Origin of the sequence: uncultured Jatrophihabitans sp., assembly GCF_964246335.1 — a bacterium.
Taxonomy (GTDB): Bacteria; Actinomycetota; Actinomycetes; order Mycobacteriales; family Jatrophihabitantaceae; genus Jatrophihabitans.
The window spans coordinates 40,774-57,967 of record NZ_CAXTQF010000007.1 but is presented as its reverse complement, the minus strand read 5'-3'; the positions used below and the strand labels follow the sequence as shown (position 1 = coordinate 57,967).

The 17,194-nt window shown below is 71.2% G+C and carries 14 protein-coding genes and 1 pseudogene; all 15 read left to right on the top strand.

Translation table 11 applies throughout. The features are described from left to right. Positions 1–2: 2 nt before the first annotated feature. Positions 3–518: a pantetheine-phosphate adenylyltransferase gene (gene coaD / locus ACFFCN_RS03740; RefSeq protein ID WP_375489785.1), complete on the top strand. Its 516-nt coding sequence runs from the start codon at positions 3–5 to the stop codon at positions 516–518. Between the two features lie 45 nt (positions 519–563). Then, entirely contained in the window at positions 564–1,289 is a 726-nt protein-coding gene (locus ACFFCN_RS03735) for a hypothetical protein (protein WP_375489784.1), read from the top strand. 114 nt (positions 1,290–1,403) lie between these two features. Beyond that, positions 1,404–1,970: a DUF177 domain-containing protein gene (locus tag ACFFCN_RS03730; protein ID WP_375489783.1), complete on the top strand. Its 567-nt coding sequence runs from the start codon at positions 1,404–1,406 to the stop codon at positions 1,968–1,970. A gap of 51 nt (positions 1,971–2,021) precedes the next feature. After that, positions 2,022–2,201 carry a 50S ribosomal protein L32 gene (rpmF, locus tag ACFFCN_RS03725; protein WP_375489782.1) on the top strand — a complete coding sequence of 60 codons (180 nt, stop codon included), beginning with the start codon at positions 2,022–2,024 and terminating at the stop codon, positions 2,199–2,201. Positions 2,202–2,218: 17 nt separating this feature from the next. Next, positions 2,219–2,950 carry a ribonuclease III gene (gene rnc / locus ACFFCN_RS03720; protein ID WP_375489781.1) on the top strand — a complete coding sequence of 244 codons (732 nt, stop codon included), beginning with the start codon at positions 2,219–2,221 and terminating at the stop codon, positions 2,948–2,950. A 15-nt stretch (positions 2,951–2,965) separates the two neighbouring features. After that, on the top strand, positions 2,966–3,880 hold the full coding sequence (mutM, locus tag ACFFCN_RS03715; protein WP_375489780.1) for a bifunctional DNA-formamidopyrimidine glycosylase/DNA-(apurinic or apyrimidinic site) lyase: 915 nt from the start codon (positions 2,966–2,968) through the stop codon (positions 3,878–3,880). A gap of 268 nt (positions 3,881–4,148) precedes the next feature. Continuing rightward, positions 4,149–4,331 (top strand): hypothetical protein, encoded by a 183-nt coding sequence (locus ACFFCN_RS03710; RefSeq protein WP_375489779.1) that lies wholly within the window; start codon positions 4,149–4,151, stop codon positions 4,329–4,331. 185 nt (positions 4,332–4,516) lie between these two features. Beyond that, complete coding sequence (smc, locus tag ACFFCN_RS03705; protein WP_375489778.1) at positions 4,517–8,107, top strand: chromosome segregation protein SMC; 3,591 nt, start codon at positions 4,517–4,519, stop codon at positions 8,105–8,107. Positions 8,108–8,202: 95 nt separating this feature from the next. Next, on the top strand, positions 8,203–9,189 hold the full coding sequence (locus ACFFCN_RS03700) for a L,D-transpeptidase (RefSeq protein ID WP_375489777.1): 987 nt from the start codon (positions 8,203–8,205) through the stop codon (positions 9,187–9,189). 78 nt (positions 9,190–9,267) lie between these two features. Then, positions 9,268–10,449, top strand: coding sequence for a signal recognition particle-docking protein FtsY (gene ftsY / locus ACFFCN_RS03695; protein WP_375489776.1), 1,182 nt, complete (start codon positions 9,268–9,270; stop codon positions 10,447–10,449). A gap of 99 nt (positions 10,450–10,548) precedes the next feature. After that, on the top strand, positions 10,549–11,580 hold the full coding sequence (tdh, locus tag ACFFCN_RS03690) for an L-threonine 3-dehydrogenase (protein ID WP_375489775.1): 1,032 nt from the start codon (positions 10,549–10,551) through the stop codon (positions 11,578–11,580). Between the two features lie 2 nt (positions 11,581–11,582). Then, complete coding sequence (locus tag ACFFCN_RS03685) at positions 11,583–12,785, top strand: glycine C-acetyltransferase (protein WP_375489774.1); 1,203 nt, start codon at positions 11,583–11,585, stop codon at positions 12,783–12,785. A gap of 232 nt (positions 12,786–13,017) precedes the next feature. Continuing rightward, positions 13,018–14,394, top strand: coding sequence for an ammonium transporter (locus ACFFCN_RS03680; protein ID WP_375489814.1), 1,377 nt, complete (start codon positions 13,018–13,020; stop codon positions 14,392–14,394). A gap of 58 nt (positions 14,395–14,452) precedes the next feature. Further along, positions 14,453–14,791: a P-II family nitrogen regulator gene (locus ACFFCN_RS03675; RefSeq protein ID WP_375489773.1), complete on the top strand. Its 339-nt coding sequence runs from the start codon at positions 14,453–14,455 to the stop codon at positions 14,789–14,791. Positions 14,792–14,807: 16 nt separating this feature from the next. Beyond that, a pseudogene (locus ACFFCN_RS03670) lies at positions 14,808–17,123 on the top strand ([protein-PII] uridylyltransferase); the annotation flags it as partial. Positions 17,124–17,194 lie beyond the last annotated feature (71 nt).

Sequence of the window (17,194 nt, the reverse complement as noted above, 5' to 3'; positions counted from 1 at the left end):
CGATGAAGCCCAGCGCCGAGGGCGGCACCGATCAGGTCCGCCGCGCCCTGTGCCCTGGTTCCTTCGACCCGGTCACCAACGGCCACATCGACATCATCGGCCGTGCCGCGAATCTCTACGACGAGGTCACCGTGGCGGTGTTCGTCAACCAGTCCAAGTCGAGCCTGTTCTCCGTCGACGAGCGCAAGGCCATGCTCGTCGAGGTCAGCGCCGAGTACCCGAACGTGCAGATCGACACGTTCGAGGGGTTGGTCGTCGACTACTGCCGCGAGCACGACATCCCGGTGATCGTCAAAGGGCTGCGCGCAGTGAGCGACTTCGACTACGAGCTGCAGATGGCGCAGATGAACCGCGGCCTCGCCGGCATCGACACGCTGTTCATGCCGACTAACCCGGAATACAGCTTCCTGGCCTCTAGCCTGGTCAAGGAGATCGCGAAGTGGGGCGGCGACGTCGCCTCGCTCGTCCCGCCGAACGTTCTCAAACGTCTTATCGAGCGCGCCGGCCCGTCGACCTGATCTTTCGTGCCGCGGGCGGCGCCGTCGGCGGAAGAAGGTCTAGGCATGACCGACGAGGCCCTGCGGCGTGCTGACGAACTGCTCAGCGAACTGATCGAGGTCGTCGAGACCGCACGCGCGCTGCCGATGTCGGTGTCGTGCGTACTGCCGCGCGAGCGCTTGCTCGACCTGCTCGATGAGCTGCGCGAGGTGCTGCCGCCGGAGATGGACGAGGCGCGCACCGTCATCGCCACCCGCGAGCGGGTGCTCAAGGAGGCGTACGAGCGCGCCGAGCAGACCCGCATCCGCGCGGTCAAGGAGGCCGACGCCGTGCTCGCCGACGTCGGGCACCGCGCCGAGCAGATCACCCAGGCGGCCGAGGCGTCCGCTGCCGAGGCGGTCGCCGCCGGCCGGGAGGAGCACGGCCGGCTCGTCGCGGCAACCACCGTGCACCAGGCGGCCGCCCAGGCTGCCGCGGCCCTGCGCGCCGATGCGGAGAAGTACCAGGCGCAGCTGTCCGCCGATGCCCAGCTCTACGACTCGAAGATCCGCGCCGAGGCCGACCGGTACGCCGCCGACGCGCGCTCGGACGCCGAGCGGTACGCGACCAAGCTCACCGCCGACGCGGACGGCTACGTCGAGCGCACACTGGCCGACCTGTCCGGTGTCCTGCACAAGGCGGTCGGCACGGTCGACCAGGGCCGCTCGTCGCTGGCGAACCGGCGTGCGGATGAATGGGTCGGTGGCGACACCCACCGTGCGGGCGACGGCCCGACCTCGCTGTCGGCCTGACGCTGCCGCTCGCCGATGACCGCGGATTCGCGCCCGTCGACCGCGCTCGGCTAGGCTGTAGAACGGCCTCAACCTGATCGAGACCGTCCGTCGCACCTCGAGAACACCACACCGATGCAATCGCACCGCACCTCCGCGCGCAGCCCGTTCGTCTTCGACCTGCGCGAACTCGGCCGTCAGCCGGGTGCGATGCGCGAGCACCGGCGCAGCGTTCCCGTGGGTGCGAAGCTCGGCCTCGACCTCATCGCGGTACCGGAAGGTGCCTCGCTCGACCTGGATCTACGGCTCGAGTCGGTGTCCGAGGGCGTGCTGGTCACCGGCACCGTCTCCGCACCGCTCACCGGCCAGTGCGGGCGTTGCCTCGATCCGATCCGCGACGAGCTCACCGTCGAGATGTGCGAGCTGTTCGCCTACGCCAACAGCACGACCGACGAGACGAGTGAGCAGGACGAGGTGCACCGGGTCGACGGCGACTTGCTCGACGTCGAGCCGATGGTGCGCGACGCGATCGTCCTGGCACTGCCCTGGACGCCGCTGTGCCGACCGGACTGCCCCGGCCTGTGCCCCGACTGCGGGCAGCGGCTCGAGGATCTGCCGGCCGACCACACGCACCAGCGGCTCGACCCGCGGTGGGCGGCACTGGCCGCGTTCACCCAGCCGGAGGACGGCGCCGAGCAGTAGGCGCCGGGCACGACCGCACGACGTATCGAGTAAGAGGAGCAGGAGTTCCAGATGGCCGTACCGAAGCGCAAGATGTCGCGCAGCAACACCCGCGCGCGCCGTTCGCAGTGGAAGACGTCGGCGCCGACGCTCGTGCGCTGCCCGAACCGCGCGTGCAACGAGCTGAAGCTGCCGCACACTGCGTGTGACAACTGCGGCCAGTACGACGGCAAGCAAGTCCTGTCGGTCTGATCTCGGACGCGCCCGGCGTGAAGGCAGCAGTCCACGGCACCGTGCCGGCCGATCAAACGCTGTTGGCCGGCGCGCTCGGTGTCGACGTCGACGCCGAGCTGCTGCGCCGTGCCCTCACGCATCGCTCCTACGCCTACGAGCAGGGCGGGCTGCCGCACAACGAGCGGCTGGAGTTCCTCGGCGACGCCGTGCTCGGCATCGTCGTCACCGATCACCTCTACCGTGTGCACCCGGACCAGACCGAGGGCAAGCTGGCGAAGCTGCGCGCCTCGGTGGTCAACATGCGGGCGCTCGCGACCATCGCACGCGGGATCGGCGACGGCGGCCTCGGATCGTTCGTGCTGCTCGGCCGCGGCGAGGAGTCGACCGGCGGCCGCAACAAGGCGAGCATCCTCGCCGACACCCTCGAGGCGGTGTTCGGTGCCGTCTATCTGAGCCACGGCCTGGACGTCGCCACCCGGGTGATCCATGACCTGTTCGACGGCGCGCTCGACGAAGCCGCCGAAGCCGGCGCCGGGCTCGACTGGAAGACCAGCCTGCAGGAGCTCACCGCGCGACTCGGCCTCGGCGTGCCCGACTACGCGATGACCTCCGAGGGCCCCGACCACGAGAAGACGTTCACCGCGCAGGCGAACGTCGCGGGGGAGCTGTTCGCCGCGTCGACCGGGCGCAGCAAGAAGGAGGCCGAGCAGCAGGCCGCCGAGACGGCGTGGCGCACGATCACGGCGCGGCACCCCGACGCCGGCTGAGCGCACCAGCGTTCCGTGCCCGAACTGCCGGAGGTCGAGACCGTCCGCGCCGGTCTGGACCGGTGGGTCACCGGACGCACGGTCGCCTTGGTCGAGGTGCGCCACCCCCGCGCGGTGCGCCGGCACGTCGCCGGCGGCGCTGACCTCGCTGCACGGCTGACCGGCTTGACGGTCGCCGCGGTCTCAAGACGCGGCAAGTACCTGTGGCTGCCCCTGCTGGCGGGCGGCGACGCGGAACAGGCGCTGGTGCTGCACCTGGGGATGAGCGGCCAGCTGCTCGTACGTCCGCTCGACGCCGCGGACGAGAAACACCTGCACGTGCGCGTCCGGTTCACCGACAGCACCGCACCGCTGGACGCCGAGACCGGCCGCGGCACCGAGCTGCGCTTCATCGACCAACGCACCTTCGGCGGCCTGCTGCTCGACGACCTCGTACCGGCCGCCGACCGGCCCGCCGAGCACCTGCCGGCCCAGATCGCGCACATCGCCCGCGACCCGCTCGACCCGTACTTCGACGACGCAGCGTTCATCGAGCGGTTGCGGCGCCGCGACACCGAGCTGAAGCGGGCGCTGCTCGACCAGTCGCTGGTGTCGGGCATCGGCAACATCTACGCCGACGAGTCGCTGTGGCGCGCGAAGCTGCACGGCGCGCGGCGCACCCGTGCGTTGCGTCGCACGACCGTGGCCGGGCTGCTCGGGCACGTGCGCGACGTGCTGACCGATGCCCTGCGAGCCGGCGGCACGTCGTTCGACGCCCTCTACGTCAACGTCAACGGCGAGAGCGGCTACTTCGACCGCGCGCTGGCGGTGTACGGCCGTGCGGGTGAACCGTGCCCGCGGTGCGGCACGCCCATCCGCCGGGCGACGTTCATGAACCGGTCCAGCTTCTTCTGCCCCGTCTGCCAGCGGCCACCCCGCCCGCCGCGCTGACCGCAACGTCGCCCGGATTGCCCGCGGACCTGTGCGCCAGTACAGCGTCCAATGTCCGGTTTGACCGCAATGTTGACCCCGTCGTTACACGAGTGAGACCATGGTGGAACAGCCCGGGCCTTTCGACGCGGCACCTCGCGTGCCCTACGAGCGCCCGCCGATGTCGCCGCCGCCGGCCCGAGCTGTACTGCCAACCACCGCAGTCCGAGGTGTGCCGCGCCCTACCGGGCCGCGCCGCAGCCCGGCCGTTCGAGGAAAGGGTCGCCTCATGGCACGCGCCCTCATGGGTCATGTCGGCTTGACCAACGATCAGGTCCTCGTTGGCGAGGTCGCCCGGCTGCGCCGACGGGTGCGCGAGCTGGAGGCCGAGCTGACGCAGCTTCGGGCCCGCGGCACGCAGATCGATCTCGAGTTGCATCAGATGACCGAGGACGCTGCAGCCCTCGCCTGACCGCCGGGCCGCCGTGACAGGCGCCAGGTCCGGCTGACGCGCCGGGCAGCAGCGTCGTGCCACCGCCACGTCGCGATAGGTTGGCAGCGCTGCACGCACCGCAGCTGCGTCCACCCAGAATTCCCGTGGAGTTCCGTGCATTTCGATGAGCCCGATGCGCTGCATCGCGACCAACCACTGATGCCATGCATCTGAAGTCGCTGACGCTGCGAGGCTTCAAGTCCTTCGCCTCGGCCACCACCTTGCGCTTCGAGCCGGGCATCACCGCCGTGGTGGGCCCGAACGGCTCGGGCAAGAGCAATGTCGTCGATGCGATCGCCTGGGTGCTCGGCGAGCAGGGCGCGAAGGCGCTGCGCGGCGGCAAGATGGAAGACGTCATCTTCGCCGGCACGGCAGGGCGCCCGCCGCTCGGCCGCGCCGAGGTCACGCTGACCATCGACAACACCGACAACGCGCTGCCGATCGACTACACCGAGGTGTCGATCACTCGCCGGATGTTCCGCGAGGGCACCAGCGAGTACGAGATCAACGGCGACAACGCGCGGCTGCTCGACATCCAGGAACTGCTCTCGGACTCCGGCATCGGCCGGGAGATGCACGTCATCGTCGGGCAGGGTCAGCTCGACGCCGTGCTGCAGGCACGCCCGGAGGACCGTCGCGGGTTCATCGAGGAAGCCGCCGGCGTGCTCAAGCACCGCAAGCGCAAGGAAAAGGCGCTGCGCAAGCTCGACGCGATGCAGGCGAACCTGACCCGCGTCACCGACCTGACGACCGAACTGCGTCGCCAGCTCAAGCCGCTGGGCCGGCAGGCCGAGATCGCCCGCCGCGCGGCCGGGGTGCAGGCCGAGCTGCGTGACTCCAAGCTGCGGCTGCTCGCCGACGACCTCGGCACGCTGCGCAGCGAGCTCGAACGCGAGGTGGCCGACGAAGAAGCCATCCGCGCCCGGCGCGCTGAGGTCGAGAATGCGCTCGGCGCCGCGCAGGGCAGCGAGGCCGCGCTGGCGGCGCAGCTGGCGCAGGACGCGCCGCGCGTCGCCCAGGCCCAGGACACCTGGTACCGGCTCTCGGCGCTCGAGGAGCGGTTGCGCGGCACGGCGTCGCTGGCCGCCGAACGGGCCCGGCACCTGGCCGCGGCACCGCAGGAGACCCGCGCCGGCCGTGACCCGGAACAGCTCGAGGCCGAGGCGCAGCAGGTGCGCGCCGAGCAGGCCCGGCTCGCCGGGGAGCTGGACGCCGCGCAGGGGCTCTTGACGTCAGCCGTCGGCGCGCGCAACGACGTCGAGACCCGGCTCGTCGAGGCCGACCGGGCGCTCGTCGCGGCGGCCCGGGCCGTCGCCGACCGCCGCGAGGGTCTGGCCAAGCTGCGCGGGCAGGCCGATGCGGTCCGGGCCCGAGTGGCCGCCAGCGGCGAGGAGAGTGCGCGGCTCGCAGCGGCTGCCGAAGACGCCCGCGAGCGCGCCGAACAGGCCGAGGCGCAGCTGCGGCACGTGCAGGACGAGGTCGGGGCGCTCGACGCCGGCGAGCTGGGCCTCGACACCCGGCACGAGAACGCGGTGGCCGCCTACGAGACCGTCGAGGCCCGGGTGCGCGAATGTGCCGACGCCGAACGCGACGCCGAACGCGAACGCACCACCTGGACCGCCCGTGCCGACGCCCTGGTCGTCGGGCTGACCCGCAAGGACGGCACGGCCGCGCTGCTGGACGCGCGCTCGCAGCTGCCCGGCGTGCTCGGCTCGGTGGCCGACCTGCTCGCCGTCGAGCACGGGTGCGAGGCCGCCGTGGCCGCCGCGCTCGGCAATGTGGCGGACGCCGTGGCCGTGCGCGGCACCGACGACGCCGTGCACGCCCTCGAGCTGCTGAAGGCCGACGACGGCGGACGCGCCGGTCTGCTGGTGGGCGACGCGGGCAACACAGCCGCATCGGACGACGCGGACGCGCCGAGCCTGCCCGAAGGCTGCCGGTGGGCGCACGACGCGGTCACCGCCCCGCCGTCGCTGCAGCCCGCGTTGCGTGCCGCCCTGCACCGCGTCGCGATCGTCGCCGACCTCGGCGCGGCCGCGGCGCTGGTGGCCGACCGGCCGGGCGTCCGCGCGGTCACCCGCGACGGCGACGTCCTGGGTGCGCACTGGTCGTTCGGCGGCTCGGCGTCGGCGCCGAGCGCCATTGAGATCAGCGCCGCCGTCGACGAAGCGCGGACCAAGGCCGACGAGGCCGCAGTACGCCACGACCGCATGCATGCCGAGCTGACCGACGCGCGTGCTCAGGCCGAAGTGCTTCGGGGGGACGTCGAGCGTGCCCTCGACGAGCTGCACGCCTCAGACGCCAAGCTGTCCGCGGTCGCCGAACAGCTGGCCGAGCTGGGGCAGGTGGCCCGTTCGGCCGGCGCAGAGGCTGCACGCCAGGACGACGCACGGACTGCCATCGACCGCAGGCGCGAGCAGGACGTCGCCGGTCTGGCCGAGCTCGAGGAACGGTTGCGCCTCGCCGAATCCGCCGCCGACGAGCCGGTCGAGTCGGACACCGCCGAGCGCGACGCGCTGCGCGAGCAGGTCGTGGCCGCCCGGCAGGGCGAGATCGACGCCCGGCTCACCGTGCGCAGCGGCGAAGAACGCGTCCGCGCCGTGCACGGACGGGCGGACGAACTGCTGCGGGCCGCCGCTGCCGAACGCGAGGCGCGGCTGCGCGAGGCGCGAGCGCGTGCGGCGCGCGAGCGCGGTGCGGTCGTGGCGGCGCAGGTGCGCGACGTCGCCCGCCGGGTCCTGACGCGCATCGGGGACTCGGTCGCGCAGGCCGAGCAGGAGCGCGACGAGGTGCAGCAGGGCCGAGCCGAACGCGAACTCGAGCTTGCGACCGTGCGCGAACGCGTGCGCGGACTTGCCGGGGAGCTGGCCCAGCTCACCGACGCGGTGCACCGCGACGAAGTCCTGCGCGCCGAGCAGCGGCTGCGCATCGAGGCGCTGGAGACCCGCGCCGCCGACGAGTACGGCATCGGCGCGGACGCGCTCGTCGACGAGTACGGCCCACATCTGCCCTGCCCGCCGAGCGCGGTCGAGACCGCGGAGTACGAGCAGGCGCGCGAACGTGGTGAGCAGGTCGTCGCGCCGCAGCCCGGGCCGTACGACCGCGCGACGCAGCAGAAGCGCGCCAATCGCGCAGAGCGCGACCTCGCGCTGCTCGGCAAGGTCAATCCGCTGGCGCTCGAGGAGTTTGCAGCGCTCGAGGAGCGGCACCAGTTCCTCTCGACGCAGCTCGAGGACCTCAAGGCCACCCGCCGCGACCTGCTGACCGTCGTCAAGGAGGTCGACGACCGCATCCTCGAGGTGTTCACCAGCGCCTACACCGACGTCGCCCGCGAGTTCGAGATCGTGTTCGCCGCGCTGTTCCCCGGTGGCGAGGGACGGCTCGTGCTGACCGAGCCCGACGACATGCTGCTGACCGGCATCGACGTCGAGGCGCGGCCGCCGGGCAAGAAGGTCAAGCGACTGTCGTTGCTGTCCGGCGGCGAACGCTCGCTGGTGGCGGTGGCGCTGCTCGTCGCGATCTTCCGCGCCCGGCCCAGCCCGTTCTACGTCATGGACGAGATCGAGGCCGCGCTGGACGACACCAACCTCGGCCGGCTGCTGGAACTGGTCAGCGAGCTGCGGGCGAGCAGCCAGATCATCCAGATCACCCACCAGAAGCGGACGATGGAGATCGCCGACGCGCTGTACGGCGTGACGATGCGCGGCGACGGCGTCACCCAGGTGATCAGCCAGCGGTTGCGCGACGCCGGCTGACCCGTACCGGACGTCGGCCGGGGCAAAGGTTGCCAACCTGTGAAGAAAATCCGGATCGTTTCGGACTGCGGCTGCGGTCAATTACGGTTGCGATCGTGCTGAACCTGCTCTCCGGCCGTCGTCGCCCGGTCTTCGTCCTTGCCGCCGCGCTCGTCTCGGGCGCCCTGCTCACCAGCGCGTGCAGCGCCAGCAGCGGTGCTGGTGGCGGCACCGGCACGTCCTCGAGCGGCGCCTCGAGCAGCAGCGCGCCGAGCTCGGCGTCGTCCAGCGCGACGAAGCCCGCTGTCGCGCTCAAGCCGGTGCACATGAAGCTGCTGAACACCGACGGCGCCACCTACGGGGTCGGCATGCCGCTCATCGCGTACTTCAACCACCGGATCACCGACGCCAAGCAGCTGCAGGCCAAGACCACCGTCACGATCAACGGCAAGCCGGCGAAGGGTGCCTGGTACTTCGAGTACTCCGACGCCAACAAGGGCTATCCGATCGAGGGCCACTTCCGGACGCAGAACTACTGGCCGGCGCACGCCAAGATCTTCATCAACATGCCGGTCAAGGGCCTGTCGGCCGGCGGCGGTTACGGCTTCGGCAACAGCCTCAACTCGAGCTGGAGCACGGGCGCCGCGCACATCGGCATCGTCAACGACGCCACGCACAAGCTGACGATCACCAACGACGGCCGCCAGTACGGCACGTTCCCGGTCTCGCTGGGTGCCAGCGACACGCCGACCGCCAACGGCACCAAGGTCATCATGGAGAAGGGCCTGAGCGTGTGCATGCACGGCCCGGGTTACGACGAGTGCGGCATCAAGTACACGCAGCGGCTGACCTACGGCGGCGAGTACCTGCACTCGGCACCGTGGAACGTCAAGCACATCGACAGCGGTGTCGACTCGTCGAACGGCTGCACCAACCTGCTGCCGGCCGACGCCGAGCGGCTCTACCACTTCCTGCGCGTCGGCGACGTCGTCAAGTACCCGAACGCCAACGGCAAGCACATGCAGCTCGGCATGGGTTACGGCGACTGGAACGTCTCGTGGGGCGACTGGCAGACCGGCGGGTTGGTCAGCACCACCGCCTGACGCTTTTTCCCGGCTGCCGCGGCGCCGTAGCCCACAGCCCGGACGCGCCGTGCCCGGCGCCGCTGACAGGATGAGTTCGTGGTCATTCTCATCATTGCGCTCGCGATCCTGGTGGTCGCCGCGCTGCTGATCACCGCACTGGTGATCCCGCGGCGGCGCGGCACGACGATCGAGCCGCCGCCCGTCGACACGACGCCGCGCCCGGCGCCGACCCCGCCGCCGGTGGTGCCGGACGCCGGTGCGCTGCCCACCGACACCCGCACGGCCGTGCCGCCGGGCGCCACGGTTGGTGCTCCAACGCCGGAGACGGCCACGGAGACGCCGGCGGTCGAGACACCGGAGCCGACCGCGGGCCGGCTCGTCCGGCTGCGTAGCCGCCTCTCGCGCTCGCAGAACACGCTGGGCCGCGGCCTGCTGTCCGTGCTCTCGCGTCAGCACCTCGACGACGACGCCTGGGAAGAGATCGAAGAGGCGCTGCTCAGCGCCGACGTGGGCGTGCGGCCGACGACCGAAATCGTGGAACGGCTGCGCACCCGCACGCAGGTGCTGGGCACGCGATCGCAGGGCGAGCTGCGCGCATTGTTGGCCGACGAGCTCGTCACCGCGCTGCAGCCCGAGCTCGACCGCACGCTGCACTCGACGCCGAGCGGCGAGCGGCCCGCCGTCGTGATGGTCGTCGGGGTCAACGGCACCGGCAAGACCACGACGTGCGGCAAGCTCGCCCGCGTCCTCGTCGCCGACGGCCGCAGCGTGCTGCTCGGCGCGGCGGACACGTTCCGGGCCGCCGCCGCGGACCAGCTCGCCACGTGGGGCGAGCGGGTCGGTGCGCGTACGGTACGCGGTCCCGAGGGCGGCGACCCCGCGTCGGTCGCCTTCGACACGGTCAAGCAGGGCACCACGGAAGGTGTCGACACCGTGCTCATCGACACCGCCGGACGCCTGCACACCAAGGTCGGGCTGATGGACGAGCTCGGCAAGGTCAAGCGCGTCGTCGAACGGCAGGGGCCGGTGGACGAGACGTTGCTCGTCATCGACGCGACCACCGGCCAGAACGGCCTGACGCAGGCGCGCGTGTTCACCGAGGTCGTCGACGTCTCGGGCATCGTGCTGACGAAATTGGACGGCACCGCCAAGGGCGGCATCGTCATCGCCGTGCAGCGCGAACTCGGTGTGCCGGTGAAGCTGGTCGGGCTCGGCGAGGGCGCGGACGATCTCGCCCCCTTCGAGCCGGAGCAGTTCGTCGACGCGCTGCTCGGCTGATCCCGCGCCTTCCCACCTGAGATGGTCGCGATCCGGGCGCCGGATCGCGACCATCTCGGGTGGGAAGGCGAACTAAGTGCGGCGAGATACGGTCGTGGGGTGAAGGCGCTCTTCAAAGATGCAGCGGCGCCGGGTCTGAGTTACACCGATCGGCCGGAGCCGGCGGCGGGGCCCGCGGACGTCAAGATCCGGGTGTTGCGGACCGGTATCTGCGGCACCGACCTGCACATCGAATCGTGGGACGCGTGGGCGGCCGGCGCCGTGAACGCGCCGTTGGTCACCGGGCACGAGTTCTGCGGCGAGGTCGTCGCAGTCGGCAATGCGGTGCACGACGTGCGGGTGGGTGATCTCGTATCCGGCGAGGGACACGTCGTCTGCGGCATCTGCCGCAACTGCCGCGCCGGGCGGCGGCACCTGTGCATCCGCACGTCGTCGATCGGCGTCAACCGGGACGGCGCGTTCGCCGAGTACGTCGTGCTGCCGGAGTCGAATGTGTGGGTCCACCACGCACCGGTGGACCCGGACCTCGGCGCGATCTTCGACCCGTTCGGGAATGCCGTGCACACAGCGCTGACCTTCCCGCTCGTCGGCGAGGACGTGTTGATCACCGGCGCCGGGCCGATCGGCCTGATGGCCGCTGCGGTGGCGCGGCACGTCGGCGCGCGTTTCGTCGTGATCACCGATATCTCGCCGTACCGCCTGGAGCTCGCCCGCAAGATGGGTGTCGACCGTGCGCTGGACGTCTCGCGCGAGTCGGTAGCCGACGCGCAGCGCGCGCTCGGCATGGTCGAGGGCTTCGACGTCGCGCTGGAGATGAGCGGACACGCCAGCGCCCTGCCCGACGTCATCGCGAACCTCAACCACGGCGGCCGGATCGCCATGCTCGGCCTGCCCAGCGCGCCGATCGAGGTCGACTGGTCGCGGGTGGTCACGCACATGATCACCATCCAGGGTGTTTACGGCCGGCAGATGTTCGAGACCTGGTACGCCATGAGCGCGATGCAACGCTCCGGGCTCGACGTCAGCGCGGTGATCACCCACCGGTTCGCGGCGCGCGACTGGGCCGACGCGTTCGCGACCGCGCGCGGCGGCAATTGCGGCAAGGTCGTCATCGATTGGACGCAGGTATGAACATGCCCGCCGACGTGCGGTCCGAGCTGCGCGCGACCCTCGACCAGATCAGGGCTGACGGCCTCTACAAGTCCGAGCGCCGGCTCGCGTCGCCGCAGGGCGCGCATGTGGCGGTGCAGGACGGGGCCGGGGAGACGGCCGTGCTGAACTTCTGCGCCAACAACTACCTGGGCCTCGCCGACCACCCCGACGTCGTCGCCGCCGCCCGCGACGCGCTGGACGACTGGGGCTTCGGGATGGCAAGCGTGCGGTTCATCTGCGGCACGCAGACGCAGCACACCCAGCTGGAGCAGGAGCTGTCCGGACTGCTCGGCACGGAGGCGACGATCCTGTTCTCCTCCTGTTTCGACGCCAACGGCGGCGTGTTCGAGGTGCTGCTCGACGAACGCGACGCGGTGATCTCCGACGAGCTGAACCACGCGTCGATCATCGACGGCATCCGGTTGTGCAAGGCGCAGCGGCTGCGTTACCGCAACCGCGGCATGGCCGATCTCGAAGCGCAGTTGACGGCCGCGGCCGGTGCGCGGCGCCGGCTCGTCGTGACCGACGGCGTCTTCTCGATGGACGGCTACCTCGCGCCGCTCGACGAGATCTGCGCACTGGCCGAGAAGCACGACGCGCTGGTCATGGTCGACGATTCGCATGCCGTCGGCTTCGTCGGGCGCAACGGCGGCGGGACGCCCGAGCTGTTCGGCGTGCAGGACCGCGTCGCCGTCAACACCGGCACGCTGGGCAAGGCGCTCGGCGGCGCGTCCGGCGGCTACGTGAGTGCGTTCAGCGAGATCGTCGAGCTGTTGCGGCAGCGGGCGCGGCCGTACCTGTTCTCGAACGCGCTGGCGCCGTCGGTGGTCGCGGGGTCGCTCGCCGCGCTGGAACTGGTGTGCGACGGTGCCGACGACCGCGCGCGGCTGCAGGCCAACGCACAACGGTTCCGCGCCGCGATGACCGACGCCGGCTTCGACCTGCTGCCCGGCGAGCACGCGATCGTGCCCGTGATGTTCGGTGACGCGGTGCTCGCCGCACGGGTCGCGGAGGCCATGCTCGAGCGCGGCGTGTACGTGATCGCGTTCAGCTACCCGGTGGTGCCCAAGGGCCGGGCGCGCATCCGGGTGCAACTGTCCGCCGCGCACACGGCCGAGGACGTCGACACTGCGGTGGCGGCATTCGTCGCCGCCCGCGACGCGGTGAGCACCGCCGTCGACTGACCGCGAACGTCACAGCTGCCGGACGGCTGGTTACCTGCGCGAAACATGTCGGTGTGTTCCGCGAAACAGGGAACTTAGAACCTTGCGCGAAACCAGGCGCCGACGCGGGGAAGCGGCGGCGCGTCACCGTCGATCGGGGGACCTGTACGTGTCTCACCTGCTCCTCGTCCATCAACTGGCCGTCGCCGGCTGCCCGGACCCGAAATCCCTCGGTAAGTACATCCCGCTCGGTCTGACGGGCAAGGACGGGTCGACGGCATGCCCCGGCACGCCGCAGGTCGACTCCGGCAACACGGCATGGATCCTCGCGGCGTCGTCGCTGGTGCTGCTGATGACGCCCGCCCTGGCGTTCTTCTACGGCGGGATGGTGCGCGCCAAGCACGTGCTGGCCATGCTGATGCAGAACTTCGCTGCGATCGGCGTCGTCAGCGTCACCTGGGCGCTGATCGGGTTCTCCTGGGCCTTCGGAGGTACGAACAAGTACCTCGGCGACCTGCACTTCGCGCTCATGCACGGCATGGCCGACGCGTCACCGACGCTCGGGGCTTTACAGACGATTCCGACACCGGTGTTCTTCGCGTTCCAGCTGACGTTCGCGATCATCACGCCGGCGCTGATCACCGGCTCGACCGCGGACCGCTGGAAGTTCGGCTCGTTCGTCGCCTTCGTGACCGTGTGGTCCATCGTGGTCTACGCACCCGTGGCCCACTGGGTGTTCGACGCGTGGGGCTGGCTGAACCGTTCGGCGTTCGAGCCGGGCAACAAGTTCTTCGCCCAGGACTTCGCCGGTGGGACGGTCGTGCACATCAACGCCGGCGCGGCCGGCCTGGCGATGGCCTTCGTGCTGGGCAAGCGCAAGGGGTGGCCGGGCACGAACATGCGCGGTCACAACATTCCGTTCGTCATGCTCGGCGCCGGTCTGCTGTGGTTCGGCTGGTTCGGCTTCAACGCGGGTTCCGAGCTTGCCGCCGACCCGACCGCGAGCTTTGCGTGGGTGAACACCAACGGCGCCACCGCTACCGCGATGCTCGGCTGGCTGGTCGCCGAGAAGCTGCGCTACGGCAAGTCGACGGCACTCGGTGCGGCCTCCGGCGCAGTCGCCGGTCTCGTCGCCATCACCCCGTGTGCCGGTTGGGTCTCGCCGGTCGGCTCGCTGTTCATCGGTGCGATCGCCGGCTTCCTCTGCGCCTTCGCGATCAGCCTGAAGTCCAAGTTCGGCTTCGACGATTCGCTCGACGTCGTGGGCGTGCACTTCGTCGGCGGCTGGATCGGCACGCTGTCCGTCGGCTTCTTCAGCACGAGCAAGACCAACTCGCTGGGCAACGACGGCATCTTCTACGGCGGCGGTGGTCACTTCGGCGGCTGGAACCTGCTGTTGCATCAGTTCCTCGCGGCCGGTGCGGTGACGGTCTACTCGTTCGTCGCGACGGCGATCATCGCGCTCGTGATCAACATCTTCATGAAGAACCGGGTGACCGAGGAGGCCGAGGACGAGGGCCTGGACACTGCGATCCACGGCGAGTCGGCTTACGAATTCGGGCCGATCGGCGGTTCGATCGGTGGCCTGGGCGCGCCGATCGGCACGCCCAAGGAGAAGGTGGACGCATGAGCGACCGTAGGCTGCGCATCGGCGCGTTCAGCACATCCGACTCGAACGGAGGAGCGGCATGAAGCAGATCACGGCGGTCGTCAAGCCGTTCAAGCTCGACGACGTCAAGGCGGCGCTCGAGGTGCTGGGCGTGCAGGGCCTGACCGTCAGCGAGGTGCAGGGCTTCGGCCGTCAGCGCGGGCACACCGAGGTCTACCGCGGCGCCGAGTACACAGTCGATTTCGTGCCCAAGGTGAAGATCGAGGTCGTCGTCTCCGACGGTGACGTCGACAAGCTCGTCGAGGCGATCATCGAGGCGGGCCGGACCGGGAAGATCGGCGACGGCAAGGTATGGGTCACCGACGTGCACTCGCTCGTGCGGGTGCGGACGGGAGAACGCGACGCCGACGCGATCTGACCCACAAGCATCGAGCGCGTTGTCGCTCACCGAGGCCCGGGCCGGCGTTCTGCGCCGGCCCGGGCTCGTCGGTGCTGCGCTGCGTGCGCAGCTGTCCGCCGCATACGACGCCTGGCTGGGTGCGCACCTGGCCGACCGGCCCGGGCTGGCGCTTGTTGCCGTCGGCGGTCTCGGCCGGCGCGAGCCCGCCCCGTACTCGGACCTGGACCTGGTCCTGCTGCACGAGGGCCGGATCGCCGACCTCGCGGACATCGCCGATGCGATCTGGTACCCGATCTGGGACGCGAAGGTCGGCCTCGACCATTCCGTGCGCACGCCCGACGACGCGATAGACGTCGCGAAGAACGACCTCAAGGCGCTGCTCGGGCTGCTGGACATCCGCCACGTCGCCGGTGACGCGGGGATCACCGGCCGGGTGCGCAGCGCGGTGCTCGACGTATGGCGCGCCGGTGCCGTCAAACGCTTCGCCGAACTGCGCGAGCTGTGCCGTGCCCGCTGGGCGCTCGCCGGCGAGGCGGCGTACCTGCTCGAGCCGAATCTCAAGGAGTCGCGCGGCGGCCTGCGTGATGCGCAGGCACTGCACGCCCTCGCGGCGGCGCAGCTGGTCGACTACCCGGTGTGGGTGCGCGAGGCGTACCCGACGCTGCTCGACGTGCGTGGCGAGTTGCAGCGCGTCACCGGCCGGCCGGACGACGTCTTGCACCAGCAGGAACACGACACGGTCGCGGCCGCGCTCGGCATCGTCGACACCGAGTCGGACGAGCCGGGCGACGGCCAGGCGCGCGACGTGTTGCTGCGCCGGGTCAACGAGGCGGCGCGCTCCATCGCGCACGCGCTCGAGCTCGCGATGCGGCGCGTCGATGCGCAGCAGAGCCGGCCGCGGCCGAGTCGGTGGCGGATGTTCGGCACAGCACGGCCGGAGCCGGAGCGCGTCGGGCTCGCCCGCGACGTCGTCGCACACGACGGCGAGATCGTGCTGGCGCGCGACGCCGACCCGTGGGCCGACCCGGGGCTGGTGCTGCGCGTGGCGCGGGTGGCCGCCGAGCACGACCTGCCGATCGCGCCGTTCGCGTTGGAGCGGCTGGCCGCCGAGTCGGCACCGTTGCCGCAGCCCTGGCCGCGCAGCGCGCTCGACGACCTGCTCGGCGTGCTCGGGGCGGGGGAGCCCGCGGTGCGCGTACTGGAGTCGCTGGACCAGGCCGGACTGCTCGTGTCGCTGATCCCGGAGTGGGACGCGGTGCGCTGCCGCGCGCAGCACAACCCGGTGCACCGCTACACCGTCGACCGCCATCTGCTCGAGACGGCCGCCGCGGCCGCCGACCATTCGCCGCCGCCGGAACGCCGCGACCTGCTCGTCGTCGGAGCCCTGCTGCACGACATCGGCAAGGGGTACCCGCCCGAGGACCACTCCGTCGTCGGGGCGCGCGTCGCTCACACCGTCGCGCAGCGCTTCGGCTTCACCGGCGCCGACCTGGAAACCGTCGTCGGGCTGGTGCGCCATCACCTGCTGCTGCCGAACACCGCCGTGCGTCGCGACCCGGACGATCCGAAGACGATCAGCATCGTGCGTGCGGCGGTGGGCGACGACGCCGAGCTGCTCGAGCTGCTGCACTCGCTCGCCTGGGCCGACGCCCACGCGACCGGACCGGCTGCCTGGAGCGAATGGAAGGCGTCGTTGATCGCGGATCTGGTGCGCCGCGCCCAGGCGGCCATCGGCGGGTCGCGGCCGCCGGCTGTGTCGCCACTGGACGCCGAACGGGTCGCGCTGGCCGAGGCGGGCGAACTCGCCGTCGTGATCCGTCCGGACGAGGTCGTGGTGGCCGCCCCGGACGCCCACGGGACGCTCTACCGCACCGCGGGTGTGCTCGCGCTGCACTCGCTCGACGTACGCCAGGCGTCGATCCGCACGCATGCGGGGATGGCGGTCAACCGGTTCGTGGTGTCGCCGCGGTTCGGTCAGATGCCCGACCCGACGCGGGTGCGCGGCGACCTCGCCCGGGCGCTGCAGGGCGAACTCGGCCTGGCCGACAAGCTCGCCGAGAAGGAACGCATCTACTCCCGCCGCGCGGTCGACGAGCCGCGTCCCGAGCTCGCCGTGCATTGGTTCGACGACGCGACGGCCGCGACCGTCGTGGAGTTCCGCGGCCGCGACGAGATCGGGCTGCTGTACCGGATCACTGCCGAGCTGGAACGCGCCGGGCTCAACGTGCAGTCCGCGCGGGTGTCCTCGGTCGCCGGCCTCGTCGTCGACGCGTTCTACGTCACCGACGGCGACGCCCAGATCCCCGCAGAACGCCGGGCGGAGCTGGCCGCCGCGCTGCGCTGCGCCTGACGTGCCTGGGCCGACGCGCCGGGCGTGCGGGGATCGTCACAGTCGCGCTTGTCAATTCCGCGAAACCTGCC